Below are 14,749 nucleotides of genomic sequence, written 5' to 3'. Positions count from 1 at the left end.
AGCTAAGAAATATCACATCTACAGAGCCATACAGATCTAACGGTTGAATGAGCATTATTCCGCCCACGGGTCAAGCACTACTTTCACGCAATTGTCTTCTTTCTTCTTGAACATAGAATAGCCATCTGCAATCTTGGAAAGCGGAAGCCGGTGCGTGATGATATCATCCAGCACAACCTTTCCGGCTACCACATATTCCAATAACTTATCGATATGCTTTTGCGCAGGAGCCTGTCCACCTTTGATGGTAATACCCTTATCAAAAAATTGTCCTATCGGAAAATTGTCATACGTGGTCGGATAAACCCCCAGCACAGAAACAATGCCGCCCCGCCTCACCGCACTCATGCAGGCTTCCAGCACCTTCACACTTCCCTTTTCCAGGTTGACCACCGACTTGGCCCGGTCCAGCAGGTTCCTGTCAGGTTCAAACCCCACTGCGTCGATGCAGGCATCAGCACCCCGGCCACCGGTCATAGCTCTTATCTGCTCGATTACATCCTTACCATTCCCTTCCCACAGGATGGTCTCGCAGCTGGCCACCTGGGCAGCTTTATCCAAACGGTAACGAAGCGTATCTATGATGATCACCCGGCCCGCGCCCCGCAACCACGCACTCTTGGCACTCATGATCCCGACAGGACCCGCGCCAAAAATGGCCACAGTTTCCCCGCCTTGGATGGCTGCCCAATCGATGCCACTGTATCCGGTAGGAAAAATATCAGTGAGAAAAAGTACTTGCTCATCGGTAAGATGGCCAGGTACCTCGCGCGGACCAATATCTGCATAAGGCACCCGCACGTACTGCGCCTGACCGCCATCATAACCGCCATATAGATCGGTATAGCCAAACAATGCGCCGCCCTTTTCTGTGAGCAGTCCACCTTCCGGACCATAATGTTCCGGATTGCTGTTTTCGCAATGCCCCGGCAGGTGATGTTCACAGAAAAAACAATGACCACACGCTATGGGAAAAGGAACAACAACACGGTCACCCTTTTTCAGGTGCTTTATACCTCGTCCCGTTTCTTCTACAATACCCATGAATTCATGACCCAGTACCATGGGCCTGGGCTGGGGGATACCCCCTGAGTAAATATGAAGATCCGAGCCACAGATAGCCGTGGCAGTTACTTTAAGAATAATATCCCGCTCATCTTTAATGATCGGGTCATCCACCGTATCGCAGGTGATCTTGCCCGGTCCATGAATTACTGCCGCTTTCATAAATAATATTTAAAAGGTGAAACGATTCGGTAAAAAGGCCCTGCAATTGCGCAGGGCCTAAGCATAAAAAATCAACCATTACACATGAATACTTATAAGCAGCGATTATTATGCCGCTCGACTTGACCCATTTAATCTACATCATGTAAAACCAATACAACCATGGCATTCAATATGCTGTTAGTTGGGAAATACATAAGTTATACTTTGTCAATAAGTGAAATAAATGCAGACCGGAAAAGATCAGGATTATGGCAACAATAGCTTATCACTGTTCGCATGAACAATTCTCACCTGCCCATTTGATACAACTGGCCATCAGCGCCGAACACGCAGGCTTTGGAGCAATACATTCTTCGGAACATTTTTATCCCTGGAGCAAACGGCAGGGACAAAGTGGGTTTACTTTCAGTTGGATAGGCGCAGCTATGCAGGCAACAAAGATTCCATTTAGTATGGTATGCGCCCCTGGCCAACGGTACCATCCCGCAATAGTGGCGCAGGCCATTGCTACCCTCGCAGAAATGTTCCCAGGCAGGTTTGGTATCGAGTTGGGAAGTGGGGAAGCCCTCAATGAGGCGATTACAGGACATAATTGGCCGGCCAAACGGGAGCGTAATGAACGGTTGTTGGAATGCGCTCATATTATTCGTGAACTCCTCGCAGGGCGCGAAGTTACCTTTTCCGGTCACGTTCATGTTCGGGAAGCTCAGCTCTATACGTTACCTGCCGTCAAGCCACTCCTGTTTGGTTGTGCCCTCAGTAATAATACAGCCCGGTGGTTGGGCGATTGGGCCGATGGGCTCCTGACTACTGTTGGCGATATGACAGGCACCGAGATCCGGGTTGAGCAATTTCGCTCACACGGAGGAAGCGGTAAACCGGTTTACCTGCAGTTTTCGTTTTCCTATGCCAGAAATTTTGATGAAGCCGTTATGAGTGCCTGGGATCAGTGGCGCTCCAATCTGGTGTCGCCTCAGCAATTGGCAGATTTCCGGAAGCCGGAACAGTTTGATGCAGCTACCCATAATATTAGCCCGGATGAAGTCGCAGCCAAAGTACCGATCTATACTTCCATCAGACAATTGCAGGAAAAGATTAGGGAATTGGAAAATAGAATTGGCCCGGATCGCATCATCCTGCACAATGTAAACCGCTCGCAGGAAATATTTATTGAAGATTTTTATAAGCAATAAAATTGGATCATCTCCAATGCAAAAGCTGGACGACCTTGTACATGTTCAATTTGATACTTTAAAAAAGTAAAAACAATTCAACATAAACAGCAAGTTTACACACTCGGATTAACTTACAGACAACCAACCTTATTCTGATAAAAATCGTATTAAAAGTAAAATTGGTTATGGCGATGGTTCAGGGGCAGCTCCAGCCGGTGCACAACATTTTGTTGGTAGATGACGACAAAGACGAATTACTCATATTCGACCTGGCGATTAAAGAGGCAGGTGTACAGGCTGCTATAAAACAAGTTACGGATGGAGTACAGATGTTGAAACAATTAGAGCAGGAACTGCCGGATGTCATCTTTCTGGATGTACGACTCCCGGCAGATGACGGCATTACCTGGCTGCAGCAATTACGTCAGCATACAACCTTCAGTAAAATTCCTATAATTATTTATTCGTCATTACTCACGCCGGAAGAAGTAGAGATGGCTTTTCAGTCCGGGGCAAGCTATTGCCTGCCTAAATGCACAGCTATAGGCGAATTGGCCGCCCACCTCCAAAAGATCTTCTTGAACGGTGCAATAAAAACGGATTACGAAGCAGGTAGCCGGATGATGAATTGAGCACCTTCACCTTCCTTGCCAATGGCAGAGATCGATCCATGATGCATATCGATAATTTTTTTAACGATGGCCAGTCCAATACCGGTGCCCTCATATTTTTCCTTGCTATGCAGCCTTTCAAAAACCTTGAAGATCTTATCCGCATATTCAGGCCGGAAACCAATGCCATTGTCTTCGTACACAATTACAAACTGTTCCTCCTCCCGTTCAGCTTTAATAGTAATACGCAAAGGTCTTCCGGGAAAGGAAAACTTCAGGGAGTTGTGGAGCAGGTTTTGGAATACCTGTTGTAGCTGATGAGCAACACCCTGCACATGCGGCAGCCTTTCTACCTCGATGGTTGCCTGCTTTTCTTCAATGGCCAGTTCCAGGTCATCGGTAATTTGATGGATGCAACCGTTCAGATCAACGGACGAAGTGTTGACAGCAGCATGCGACAACCTTGAAAATTCCAGCAGTTCATCGATAAGCCGCACGATTCGTTGCGATGAATGTATGATATTGTCGAGATACTGATTAAAGACGGCGTCATCCACAAGACCCATTTCTTTAAGCCGGCTGCTGAAAATGGATACCTTACGCACCGGTTCTTTGAGGTCATGACTGGCTATAGAAGTAAACTGCAGCAATTCATCATTCATAGTCTCCAGTTCAGCGGTACGCTCCTTTACCTTTTCCTCCAGGTAAGCCATAGCTTTCTCCTGCTGCACTTGGACTTCCTGTTGCAACCGCTTTTCCTCCGTAATGTCGCGGCTTTCCAGTAAGGTGCCTGTCACAATACCATTCCTGGTGATAGGACTGGCAATAAATGCCACAGGGAAGAAATCTCCGTTTTTTCTGATAAATACACCTTCACCCTTGATCTGCTTTTGAGTAACAAAAGCACTGTCGATATCCGATTCTTCTATCGGAAAATGCCTGCCATCCGGATAGGTATGTCGTATATAGTAATGTAGCGGTTTTTCACGCAATGACGCCAGGCTATAACCAGTCATCACCTCGGCAGCTGGATTTATATAAGTACAATACTGACGTTCATCTAAAAGGAAGATAGCCTGCTGTGTATTGTTGGTGATCGTGTTGACAAGCGCGTTTTGGCTGGCAAGGGCTTCTTCTGCCTGCTTTCTTTCCGTAATATCTGTTAACGAACCCGCAAATCCACCAAAACTGCTGTCCGGTGAAAAATAAGGGGTTCCATAAGTCGAACACCAGCGTACTTCGCCCGTTCTGCGGATGATCCTGAAGTCCTGGGTAAACACTTTCCTCTTCTCAAAAGTATCCTGAAAACGCGCAACAACCAAGCTGCGGTCCTCTGGGTGTACGGCCTGTAACCAACCGTCTCCGGTATGGTCTGCCAGCGTACCACCTATCCAATCCAGCCAGGTTTGGTTCACATAAATGTTTTGCCCGGTTGCATCAGTCATCCAAAGAGCTGTAGGCGAAACAGTTGTCATCAGCTGGGCAAATTCTTCACTACGCTTCAAGGCATCCTCCATTTGCAAGGAACTTTTTTCCCTGACCATGGATAATACATGCGGTTTTCCCCGATAGATAAATTGGTAACCTAAGAAATGAGCAGTAAAAACAGTGCCGTCCTTTTTTATTCTTTCGTTGGTACCTTGATACTGTCGGCCCGAAAACGCTATTTCTTTAAGCACGGTAAAGTCTTCCGGGTTCTTAAAGAGCATGCCGGCATGCATCCGCAATAATTCTTCATGGCTATATCCATGTATGGTGGAAGCCGCCGGATTAGCCTCTTGAATATATCCGTTTTCGTCGTAGATGATAATAGAATCTGAAGCAGCCCGGAAAATACTTTCATACTGCTCGGACAACTCTTTTTGGCGGGCTTCTGCTACCTTCTTTTCTTCAAACAATTTCGCATTGCCCATAGCGATGGCCGCCTGCGCAGCAATACCTTCCAGCAATCGCTCACTTCTTTCAGTAAAAACGCCCACTTCCGGATGCCCGAAAAATAAACCGCCGATAACTTCCCCGGTACCGGGTGCAACAACGGGGGCAGCCAGGTAAGAACGGACTGGTAAGTGTCCTTTAGGCATCCCGTGATAGGGGGCACTTTGGCCATAATGAGGTTGACTGGTTACATCATCGTACCGCACGGTACCGTGGCCCTGAAAAGTGGGATCGAATATTTTGGTATTCCTGGGCATCGGGAATTTGGAAAAAGCTTCCCGCGGAACACCGGAGATAGTATAAAGAACATACTTTTCGCCGGAACTATTTACCACATTGTAAAAAAAAGCGCCAAATTTAGCACCGGTGATCTCGGTAGCAATGTCAGTGATCTTTTGTACAAGATTTTCAAGGTCGATCTCCGACGCAATTGCCTTGCCGCTTTCCAGCAGCACTTCGAATATGTTGGTTCGATCAATGGAAGTACCATTATTTTCCACGTAGCAAGGTTTAATCGTTTAGTTTTTTATATAGGTCAACAGCTTTTGAACACTTTGCTTCAGTTCCCCGAAAGTTAAAGGCTTGGTATGCATATCCACGCCATACAGGGCACATTCCTGGCGGTCTGAAGTGCTGCCGGAGGTGGTAAATACAACAGTTGGTACATCGGCCAGACGCGTATCTGTTTTTAGCGATCGAATCAGTTCCAGGCCGCCCATGCCGGGCATGTTGAGGTCCACGATAAGCAGAGAGGGGAGGGTAGCGCCTGAGTTCTTGAGCACGCTCAGCGCATCCATGCCGTCCGATGCCATTTGAAGCCGGTATTCGCCATCGATTGCTTTCACTGCGTCGGCAAATAACATCCGGTCCTCTGCATCGTCATCCACGTACATTACCGTTGAAAGTGTGGCCATAGCTATTGGTATACCTTTGCAAAGCTAAAATAGTACCATTTAAAATCCTCTGTGGAATATTTTGTACACAGATAGTGAAATTTCGTATTGCATTCGTAAATATCCTATTGTTTTTTAATACTCCAATAAGTAGCTTTAGAAAAGTGATACTGGTTATAGCGCTCGCAACATCCATATCCTGAAGAACTACCAATATCCCTGAAGGCCCGTTAAGATCCGTATCCGGTGCAGCCTATACTTGCTATCGCAATTAAAATCCAGATCCGCATCCAATGTCCATGAAACCAGGTTAAGAGAACTCGTCCGAAAATTGTTGAGCCCCCGTCTTCGGGGGCTCTTTTTATGCCTTGAAATGATCTACCAGTGATGCTGCTGCGCTTTTATACTTTACGCTACTTACAGGTATGATTTTTATGCAGTAATCCATAGCTAAAAGGTCGATATGAAGATAACTACACGTCCGGGTAAACCGTATCCGTTAGGAGCAGCATGGGATGGAACAGGGACCAACTTTACATTTTACGCAACAAATGCTTCAGCGGTCGAGCTTTGCTTGTTCGATTCCGCAGAAGCCGAAGCAGAGTCCGTGTGTATCAGCATACCCGATCGCTTCGATGGCGTCTGGCATATTTACCTCGAAGGCATTAAGGCTGGACAATTATACGGTTTCCGCGTACATGGAGAATACAATCCGGAAAAAGGCCATCGCCACAATCCTGCCAAGCTCCTCATCGATCCATACGCACGCGCCATCGCCGGCAGCTTCAATTGGCACAACGACCTCTTTGGATATGAAATAGGGCATGAGAATGGCGATCTGCAGCTTTCAGAAACCGATAGCGCACCCTACATACCCAAATCCGTCGTCATAGATGCATCATTCAACTGGGGCAGGGATAAACAACTTAACATACCCTATCACAAATCCGTTATCTATGAGTTGCATGTAAAAGGCTTTACCCATTTACATCCTGAATTGCCGGAAGAGATCCGCGGTACCTATGCCGCCCTTGCACACCCGGTAATCATTAAATACCTTAAACAATTAGGCGTTACGGCCGTTGAGCTGATGCCCGTCCATCATTTTGTGGCAGACAGGCATTTGATTGAGCGCGGCCTTACCAACTATTGGGGTTACAATACCATTGGCTTCTTTGCACCCGATGTACGTTATTCATCCGGTGGCGTAAATGGAGAACAAGTAAAAGAGTTCAAGACGATGGTCAAACAACTCCACAAAGCGGGCATAGAAGTCATCCTTGATGTAGTCTATAACCACACGGCCGAGGGCAATCACCATGGACCTACACTATCTTTCCGTGGAGCAGATAACCTGTCATACTATCGGCTCACAGAAGAAAACAAAAGATACTACGATGACTACACAGGTACAGGCAATACATTCAACGCCGGAAACCCCAATGTACTGCGGTTGATCATGGACAGCCTGCGCTACTGGATCACCGAAATGCACGTCGATGGATTCCGGTTCGATCTGGCCCCTGCACTCGTACGCGAGCTGCGCGATGCTGACAGGCTCAATGCCTTTTTCGACATCATCCACCAGGACCCCGTTATCTCCCAGGTAAAACTCATTGCTGAGCCTTGGGATATTACCCAAACAGGATACCTGCTGGGCAAGTTCCCGCCCGAATGGGCAGAATGGAACGACAAATACCGCGACTGCATGCGCGATTACTGGCGCGGCGCCGATAGTAAGCTCGGTGAATTTGCCGCCCGCTTTGCCGGCAGCGCCGATCTCTACGAAAACACCAACCGCCAGCCTACCTCCAGCATCAACTTCATCACGGCACACGATGGGTTCACCCTGCGCGACCTCGTTTCTTATAATGAAAAACACAACGAAGCCAATGGTGACAATAACAAAGACGGCAATGAGGAGAATCGTTCCTGGAACTGTGGCGCCGAAGGACCAACAGACGATCCCGGCATCAATGAACTACGTAGCAGGCAGCAACGCAATTTCTTTGCGACTTTATTATTATCACAAGGCGTTCCAATGATTTCGGCAGGAGATGAATTAGGACGCACACAGCAAGGCAACAACAACGCCTATTGCCAGGATAATGAAATATCCTGGCTCAATTGGCAGGAGGGCGATTCCAACCTGATGCAATTTGTTCGATATTTGATCCGGCTGCGCAAACAACACCCGGCCTTCAGCCGCAAACGCTGGTTCCGCGGCCATCCGCTTACAGGAGGTGGTATGGAAGAAATTGCCTGGTTCCTCCCCGAAGGCGAATCCATGAAAGAAGAACATTGGAAAACAGGCTATGCAAAAAGCCTGGGCGTATACCTGCAGGAACTGGAAAGCCAGAACAACGATCCCCTCGATGAAATGGTGACCCGGGAAAACTTCTACTGCATCTTCAATGCACACCATGAGGAAGTGCCATTCAAACTGCCCGGTCAGCAATACGGACAACTTTGGAAAAAACTGATCGATACCGCAGTTGGTGTAATAAAGCAGGATAATAAACGCTATCATTCCGGCGAAGCCATCATGGCCGCCGGCCGGTCCATGATATTATTAATGAGTACCGAAAAAAGAATGCTGGCAAAAAGTGTATAAGCCCTTCAACGAATAGCAAATAACAACGCCTGCCACGGCAGTAACACCACTGTGTTGCCCTCCAGTTGCAGCGAAGTCTCATTATTCATCAAAGGCTCCGCCTGTTTCAATGGAAGGCCTCGTTAAAGAAGGAGAATCCATCATTGAAGAAACAGAAAATGGTTCCATGACCAGGGATGTAGGCATCATCATGGCGGCTCAGAAAGTAGAACACTATGAGATCGCAACTTATGGTGGCTTGGTACAGTTCGCCATTACGATGGGCAACGAAGAGATTGCAGACATATTGAACATGACATTGGACGAAGAGAAACAAACAGATGTAGACCTGACGACCATTGCAGAAAACGATATTAATTGGCAAGCAGAACAGGAAGAAGGAGAACAAAAAGAAGAAACCGAAGAATAGGTTATAGGTTGTAAGCATAGGGGAGCTTGGGTACGCTCTGGCTCCTCTTTCTTTTCTGTACCCCTTATCCATGACCTTTACCGCATTAAAGCAACAGTCGATTGCGGCTCATCTTCAAAAGCAAAACTTCATACATCAGGATTGCTCATGATTCAAACGCAACAGGCAACATTACAGTAAATAATGCGCCTTCGCCCAAACGGCTTTCTGCAGTTATTTTTCCATGATGACGTTCAACGATTCGCTTGCATAACGCAAGCCCCAGGCCGGTGCCTTCATATTCACTTGTCTTGTGAAGCCGGGTATAATTTTCAAATATTTTGTCGGCATACTTTTGGTCGAAACCGATACCATTATCTTTAAAGCAAAGACGAATATACGCATGGCCGGCCAGCAAATGTTGTTCATCAACTTCTGCAATTTCCATAACCGAAGAGGATATTTCGATAGCCGGTGAATTGCCATTTTTCGAAAATTTAAGGGCATTCCCGATCAGGTTATACAACAGTTGATGAAATAGGGTAGCAGACCCCTCTATAGTTGGTAATTCATTCTTGATAACCACCATCGCCTGCTTCTGCAAAATTACCATTTCGAGGTCTGCAAGCACGCCCTCCAACGTTTTATTGAGATTTACTTGGCTCTTACTGTGTTCTTCATTATTAACAGTCGACAACCTGAGAATACCTTCAATTAAATTGGTCATGCGCAAGGTAGCTTCTTCTATCTTTGACAGATAAGCAGGCACATTATCATTAGCATTTGTTCCTAATTCATCATTGATCCGGCTGAGGTAAAGGCGAACTTTGCGCAGGGGTTCTTTCAGATCGTGACTGGCCACATGGGCAAATTGAGCCAATTGCTCATTGGACTTTTGCAGTGACTTATTGCTTTCATCAAGCTCGCTCGTCCTTATTTTCACTTGTTGTTCCAGCAGCTCAGCCGAATTCTTTTGCTCATCGATATCTGTCAATGTCCCTATCCATTCCAGTATATTCCCCTGTTTGTCCAGGATGGGCGTCGCCCGCGACAGAAACCATTTATACAGGCCATCCTTCCCCCGCATCGGATGCGTCACTTCGAATGGCTCATTTTTAAGCCAGGCTTCTTTCACAAACTCCGTCAACCTGTCGATATGGTCGGGGTGGTGAAGTTTCGACCAACCCCAGCCAGTCATCTCCTCCATCGTTAGCCCACTATATTCCATCCAACGGTCATTATACCAGTAAACATCGCCATTGGCATGCGCCATCCACGCCATGTTAGGGATCGTATTGGCCAGCGTTTTGAACCGCTGTTCACTGATCAGCTCAAGTTTGGCTTCCTTCTCTTTGGCCGATCGCTCGGCTATTTTATATTGCGTAATATCTTTAGTTAAGGCAAACTGTACACATTCACCGGTTGATAGCACCAGCGGAGTCGCATAAGTTTCCAGGTACCGCCGCGTGCCCTTTTGTCCCACTACTTCATATTGCCACACCATCGGTTTGCCGGAACAAACCACCGCATGATTGCTTTTCCAGCTGTCCTGGTATTCAAGGGGTATGAAGTCAAAGACGGATGCTCCAACCACAATGTCAACAGTTGGTACCTCGATGAGATCCAGGCCGGCACGATTAATATATTCTACTGTTCCTTGCGAATTGATAATTTTTACGCACTCTGGCGACGCATCCATCACGGAGTAAGCCGAAAGATCGGCTACCTGAACCTTGCTCATAGATTTGGATCAATTTGTGTTGAGTAATACTGCGTTGCTATAATTACATAGGAAAGGTGTGGAAATGAATACCCACTTACGAATGAAACGAATAGGTAAGTACAGGAGGAGGGTTACAACTTACACATATTTGAGTAATCGTGGGCATACAATCAGGGTTTATAAACAGATTTATAGAAGAAGTAGCTACGTTTAATAAATATGATGCCAGGATTAAACATTGGCCACCTACTGAAAGCCAAAAAACTGCTTTCACAACTAAGTAAATCTACTTAGTCATCCTGCATTTAAGCAGTTTATAATCACTTAAAATGTTGAGTTGTAGTTTAACCCGTAGCGCAACCTTACATTTGCGCCGATGATGAAACCTTGCACACTGCTTGTTGTCGACGACGACGTGGATGATCATGAATTGATCAGTCAGGTCGTTGCGACCATTCACACGAACTGTAGAATAATTTTTGCGATCAACGGATTACAGGCGTTGTCCTTATTGGCCGACAAAACCATAGCCATAGATATCATTCTGCTCGATTTGAATATGCCCGTCATGAATGGGGTGGAGTTTCTGCAAATACGAAAAGAGCAGGCCCTGCAGCAACAATTACCGGTTTTCGTTCATTCCACCACCATCGATCCATTTATGGAAAGCATGTTGAAAGACCTCGGTGTGTGTGAAATACTGTCCAAAGGAATTTCCATTGAAGAGCTCAAAGCAAATCTCCAAAAGGTATTTGACGCCTGCGTACAGCAAAGTTAAGCTGTCATTCGACCCCGGAAGAGTGTAACGCAGAAGCGGGGCCAGAAACCTGCCCTATAAGTATTTCAATAGATCATGCGGAGACTGCAACAAATGAGTAGCGGGATCATAATGCAATGAAGAGGTAACGTCAGTACTGCCGGCAACCAGTAATGGGAAGTCGCGGGCAAGCCCCATGGCACTCCGGATGTGAAGTAGATTATCCTCTCCCGGACGGGCAATGAAAAACAACAACACATGAGAGATATCCGTTTTCCCCAGCACGGCAGCCACCTGCTCATAAGGCACATTCTGGCCAAGATAGATCGTCTCGATATCTTTGGAACGGATAATATAATTGGCAAAAAGCAAACCGATCTCATGCCATTCGCCGGGAGGCAGCATCAGCAGGAATTTCTTGCGGCGCTTCCTTTTGAGCACCAGTGAATCGGTGGCGGCGATCAACTTGCGGCGTACCACTGCCGACGCAAAATGTTCCTGCACCGGCATGGCGTCATCTGTAGACCACATGATGCCGATCTTTTCCATCAATGGGTAAAACACTTGTAACATCGCATCGAAAACGCCATAGCGCATTACCGCCGCAGCATAAGTTTTTTCAAAGTTTACCTCATCGAAAGCAAGCATGGCCACCACCAGGTCATTGATATAAGCCACAGCCACGTCATCCCCTTCATGCGTATTGCCTTGCAAGCCCAGCACCATGGCATGCATATCATCCTCGTCCAGTGCGGCGATCTTCGATATTTTATACCCGTTCGACAACAAAGTAGCCACGTTCAACAGCTTGCGCACCTGCCGGTCGTCATACATACGGATATTGGTATCCGTCCGCCCCGGCTCGATGAGGTTATACCGCCGTTCCCACACACGGATCGTCGGAGCTTTAATGCCCGAAAGTTGTTCCAGCTCGGATATATGATATAGCTTCATACGCACCACAAAGTTAATAAACAGTTGTCATGCTCACATAACGCAGGAACTCTTCTTTTACAGCGCTATGGCCAAACTTGCCCCCGTAAAAAGAGGTCACTGTGGCGGAATGCGTATCCCGGATACCCCGCGAAGCTACACAAAGATGCTTCGCATCGATCACAACCGCCACATTCTCCGTATCCAGCACCTGTTGCAAAGCATGCCCGATCTGCATGGTCAGCCGCTCCTGCACCTGCGGACGACGCGCATAATAGTCCACCAGCCGGTTCAGCTTCGAAAGACCGATCACTTTACCAGATGAAATATACCCCACATGCGCCTTGCCATATATAGGTACAAAGTGATGCTCGCAATGACTATAAACAGTAATATCCTTTTCCACCAGCATCTGGTTATAATGATACTTGTTGTCAAACAAAGTGATAGCCGGCTTATGCTCTGGGTCCAGGCCGCGGAACGTTTCTTCTACATACATCTTCGCCACACGCAGCGGCGTGCCACGCAAGCTGTCATCATTCAGATCGAGCCCCAGCGTTTCCATTACCTGCCTGAATAAACCTTCTATCTTCTTTACCTTCTCTTCGCTGCTCATATCGAATGCATCGGGCCGCAAAGGCGTATCATCCGATGTGCACAAATGATTGTCGCCCATTTCCAGTACCAGTTCGTTTAATGTAAATCCATTCACCGCACAAAGCCCGGTCGCTTTTTTGCCATTTTGCATGAGATTAATTTTTATTAACAACATAAAGATAGCGGATATTTTGTTCAACTTTTCATTAAATTTGTTGAACAAAATAAAATTCATCATTTCACCCTTACATATATATAAATGAAAAAGGTACGGCTCATACTGGGTGATCAGCTCAATTACCGGCACAGCTGGTACAAGACTGTTGATGACAACACCACGTACCTGATCATGGAAATGAAGCAGGAGACAGGCTATGTATTGCACCATGCGCAAAAACTCATAGCTTTCTTTGCCGCCATGTACAACTTTGCCACCTGGCTGCGCCGCAAAGGCCACCGCGTCATCCACTTCAAGATCAACGATCCCGAAAACCGGCAAAGCCTGGCAGAGAACATAACTTATGTAATCAACGTTTGCGGCGCCACACAGTTCGAATACCAGTTGCCCGATGAATACAGGCTCGATCAACAATTGTTACAATGGTGTAAGCACAATGCCATTGATTATAAAGTCTACGATACAGAACATTTCTTAAGCAGGCGCGAACAGCTGGCCGATTTCTTTGGCAAACGGCAGCCCCTCATGGAAACCTTTTACCGTGATCTGCGTCGCCGCTATGGTATCCTTATGGCAGGCGATCAGCCCGAAGAAGGCCGCTGGAATTTCGATACAGAGAATCGTGCTGCCTGGAAAGAACAGCAACCCGTGCCACCCGCATTGCAGCAGCGCCACGACTACCGGACCATTTGGCGGGAAATAGAAAACGCAGGAATAAAAAGCTTTGGAGAAAACAAGGCAGCCGATTTTCCCTGGCCCACCGGCAGACGGCAATCCTTGATCGTCCTCGACTATTTTATACAAAAGCTCCTGCCTGCCTTTGGCAAATACCAGGATGCCATGCACACACAGCAACGATATTTCTTCCATAGCAGGCTCTCCTTTGCGCTAAACACGAAAATGCTGTCGCCGATGGAAGTCATACAAAAAGCAGAACAGGCATATCGCACAGGCAAAGCGCCGGTTACATCAGTAGAAGGCTTCATAAGACAAATACTCGGATGGCGTGAATACATGCGTGGCCTCTATTGGGCTCACATGCCAGGCTTCAGCCAAAAGAACTTTTTCAGCCACGCCAATCCACTGCCCGGCTGGTATTGGACCGGACAAACACGCATGAACTGCCTGCACCATTGCATCACGCAAAGCCTTGAAGATGCCTATGCACACCACATACAGCGCCTCATGATCACGGGCAACTTCGCACTCCTCGCAGGAATAGACCCTGCAGCAGTAGATGCCTGGTACCTCGGTATATACATCGATGCCATAGAGTGGGTGGAGATCACCAATACACGCGGCATGAGCCAGTATGCAGATGGTGGCATCACGGGGACCAAGCCCTATGTATCATCGGCAGCCTACATACACCGCATGAGCAACTACTGCAGCAAATGCCATTACAACTATAAACTCAAAACAGGTAAACAAGCCTGCCCGTTCAACAGCTTGTACTGGGATTTTTTTGATCGCCACCGTCCCTTGCTGGAAAACAATCCACGCATTGGCATGGTATATAAAACATGGGATAAGATGCAACCCGCAGCAAAAGCAGCACTGCTGCAGCAGGCAGCAACTTATCAGGAACAGATAGAAGAACTATAACAGTGACAGGGATACGGTGACAGCTTTACACAATACCTGTCAAACTGTAGACAACGATAAACAAAATGACAGCTCTTTATTTAGGGATTTACTGACAAAAAATAAACGAT

General features: G+C 47.0%; 12 protein-coding genes. 6 read left to right on the top strand and 6 right to left on the bottom strand.

Translation table 11 applies throughout. The features are described from left to right. Positions 1–54: 54 nt before the first annotated feature. On the bottom strand, positions 55–1,227 hold the full coding sequence (locus AC5JBY_RS20170; protein WP_495906452.1) for a zinc-dependent alcohol dehydrogenase: 1,173 nt from the start codon (positions 1,225–1,227) through the stop codon (positions 55–57). 251 nt (positions 1,228–1,478) lie between these two features. Here AC5JBY_RS20170 and AC5JBY_RS20165 point away from each other — a divergent pair, with 251 nt between their 5' ends. Beyond that, positions 1,479–2,423 carry a TIGR03885 family FMN-dependent LLM class oxidoreductase gene (locus AC5JBY_RS20165; protein WP_495906451.1) on the top strand — a complete coding sequence of 315 codons (945 nt, stop codon included), beginning with the start codon at positions 1,479–1,481 and terminating at the stop codon, positions 2,421–2,423. 167 nt (positions 2,424–2,590) lie between these two features. Then, positions 2,591–3,037, top strand: a complete 447-nt coding sequence (locus tag AC5JBY_RS20160) for a response regulator (protein ID WP_495906450.1) — start codon at positions 2,591–2,593, stop codon at positions 3,035–3,037. On the opposite strand, the gene AC5JBY_RS20155 is transcribed toward AC5JBY_RS20160, so the two are convergent. Together AC5JBY_RS20155 and AC5JBY_RS20150 are read right to left on the bottom strand one after the other, a co-directional pair. After that, positions 3,007–5,451 (bottom strand): PAS domain S-box protein, encoded by a 2,445-nt coding sequence (locus tag AC5JBY_RS20155; protein ID WP_495906449.1) that lies wholly within the window; start codon positions 5,449–5,451, stop codon positions 3,007–3,009. The genes AC5JBY_RS20160 and AC5JBY_RS20155 overlap by 31 nt on opposite strands. Before the next feature lie 18 nt (positions 5,452–5,469). Then, on the bottom strand, positions 5,470–5,865 hold the full coding sequence (locus AC5JBY_RS20150) for a response regulator (protein ID WP_495906448.1): 396 nt from the start codon (positions 5,863–5,865) through the stop codon (positions 5,470–5,472). Between the two features lie 442 nt (positions 5,866–6,307). Between AC5JBY_RS20150 and glgX the strand changes: the two genes are divergently transcribed. Both glgX and AC5JBY_RS20140 read left to right on the top strand, forming a co-directional pair. Further along, the gene (glgX, locus tag AC5JBY_RS20145; protein ID WP_495906447.1) at positions 6,308–8,458 is read left to right on the top strand and encodes a glycogen debranching protein GlgX; all 2,151 of its coding nucleotides are present in this window, start codon (positions 6,308–6,310) and stop codon (positions 8,456–8,458) included. 109 nt (positions 8,459–8,567) lie between these two features. Next, positions 8,568–8,867 (top strand): DUF892 family protein, encoded by a 300-nt coding sequence (locus tag AC5JBY_RS20140; protein WP_495906446.1) that lies wholly within the window; start codon positions 8,568–8,570, stop codon positions 8,865–8,867. Between the two features lie 145 nt (positions 8,868–9,012). Here the strand turns inward: AC5JBY_RS20140 and AC5JBY_RS20135 are convergent, their stop codons facing one another. Further along, entirely contained in the window at positions 9,013–10,587 is a 1,575-nt protein-coding gene (locus AC5JBY_RS20135; protein ID WP_495906445.1) for a PAS domain-containing sensor histidine kinase, read from the bottom strand. Between the two features lie 358 nt (positions 10,588–10,945). Between AC5JBY_RS20135 and AC5JBY_RS20130 the strand changes: the two genes are divergently transcribed. After that, positions 10,946–11,347: a response regulator gene (locus AC5JBY_RS20130; RefSeq protein ID WP_495906444.1), complete on the top strand. Its 402-nt coding sequence runs from the start codon at positions 10,946–10,948 to the stop codon at positions 11,345–11,347. A gap of 54 nt (positions 11,348–11,401) precedes the next feature. On the opposite strand, the gene AC5JBY_RS20125 is transcribed toward AC5JBY_RS20130, so the two are convergent. Both AC5JBY_RS20125 and folE read right to left on the bottom strand, forming a co-directional pair. Continuing rightward, entirely contained in the window at positions 11,402–12,280 is an 879-nt protein-coding gene (locus tag AC5JBY_RS20125) for a MerR family transcriptional regulator (protein ID WP_495906443.1), read from the bottom strand. Between the two features lie 13 nt (positions 12,281–12,293). Then, positions 12,294–13,007 (bottom strand): GTP cyclohydrolase I FolE, encoded by a 714-nt coding sequence (folE, locus tag AC5JBY_RS20120; protein WP_495906442.1) that lies wholly within the window; start codon positions 13,005–13,007, stop codon positions 12,294–12,296. A gap of 108 nt (positions 13,008–13,115) precedes the next feature. Here folE and AC5JBY_RS20115 point away from each other — a divergent pair, with 108 nt between their 5' ends. Continuing rightward, positions 13,116–14,639 (top strand): cryptochrome/photolyase family protein, encoded by a 1,524-nt coding sequence (locus AC5JBY_RS20115; protein WP_495906441.1) that lies wholly within the window; start codon positions 13,116–13,118, stop codon positions 14,637–14,639. Positions 14,640–14,749 lie beyond the last annotated feature (110 nt).

This window comes from Paraflavitalea sp. (assembly GCF_059502485.1).
This window is presented reverse-complemented; position numbering and strand designations above follow the sequence as displayed.

Excerpts from the sequence above, each read along its gene's own strand:
- AC5JBY_RS20170 (WP_495906452.1), bottom strand. The coding sequence starts at position 1,227 with ATGAAAGCGGCAGTAATTCATGGACCGGGCAAGATCACCTGCGATACG.
- AC5JBY_RS20165 (WP_495906451.1), top strand. The coding sequence starts at position 1,479 with ATGGCAACAATAGCTTATCACTGTTCGCATGAACAATTCTCACCTGCC.
- AC5JBY_RS20160 (WP_495906450.1), top strand. The coding sequence starts at position 2,591 with ATGGCGATGGTTCAGGGGCAGCTCCAGCCGGTGCACAACATTTTGTTG.
- AC5JBY_RS20150 (WP_495906448.1), bottom strand. The coding sequence starts at position 5,865 with ATGGCCACACTTTCAACGGTAATGTACGTGGATGACGATGCAGAGGAC.
- glgX (WP_495906447.1), top strand. The coding sequence starts at position 6,308 with ATGAAGATAACTACACGTCCGGGTAAACCGTATCCGTTAGGAGCAGCA.
- AC5JBY_RS20140 (WP_495906446.1), top strand. The coding sequence starts at position 8,568 with ATGGAAGGCCTCGTTAAAGAAGGAGAATCCATCATTGAAGAAACAGAA.
- AC5JBY_RS20135 (WP_495906445.1), bottom strand. The coding sequence starts at position 10,587 with ATGAGCAAGGTTCAGGTAGCCGATCTTTCGGCTTACTCCGTGATGGAT.
- AC5JBY_RS20130 (WP_495906444.1), top strand. The coding sequence starts at position 10,946 with ATGATGAAACCTTGCACACTGCTTGTTGTCGACGACGACGTGGATGAT.
- AC5JBY_RS20125 (WP_495906443.1), bottom strand. The coding sequence starts at position 12,280 with ATGAAGCTATATCATATATCCGAGCTGGAACAACTTTCGGGCATTAAA.
- folE (WP_495906442.1), bottom strand. The coding sequence starts at position 13,007 with ATGCAAAATGGCAAAAAAGCGACCGGGCTTTGTGCGGTGAATGGATTT.
- AC5JBY_RS20115 (WP_495906441.1), top strand. The coding sequence starts at position 13,116 with ATGAAAAAGGTACGGCTCATACTGGGTGATCAGCTCAATTACCGGCAC.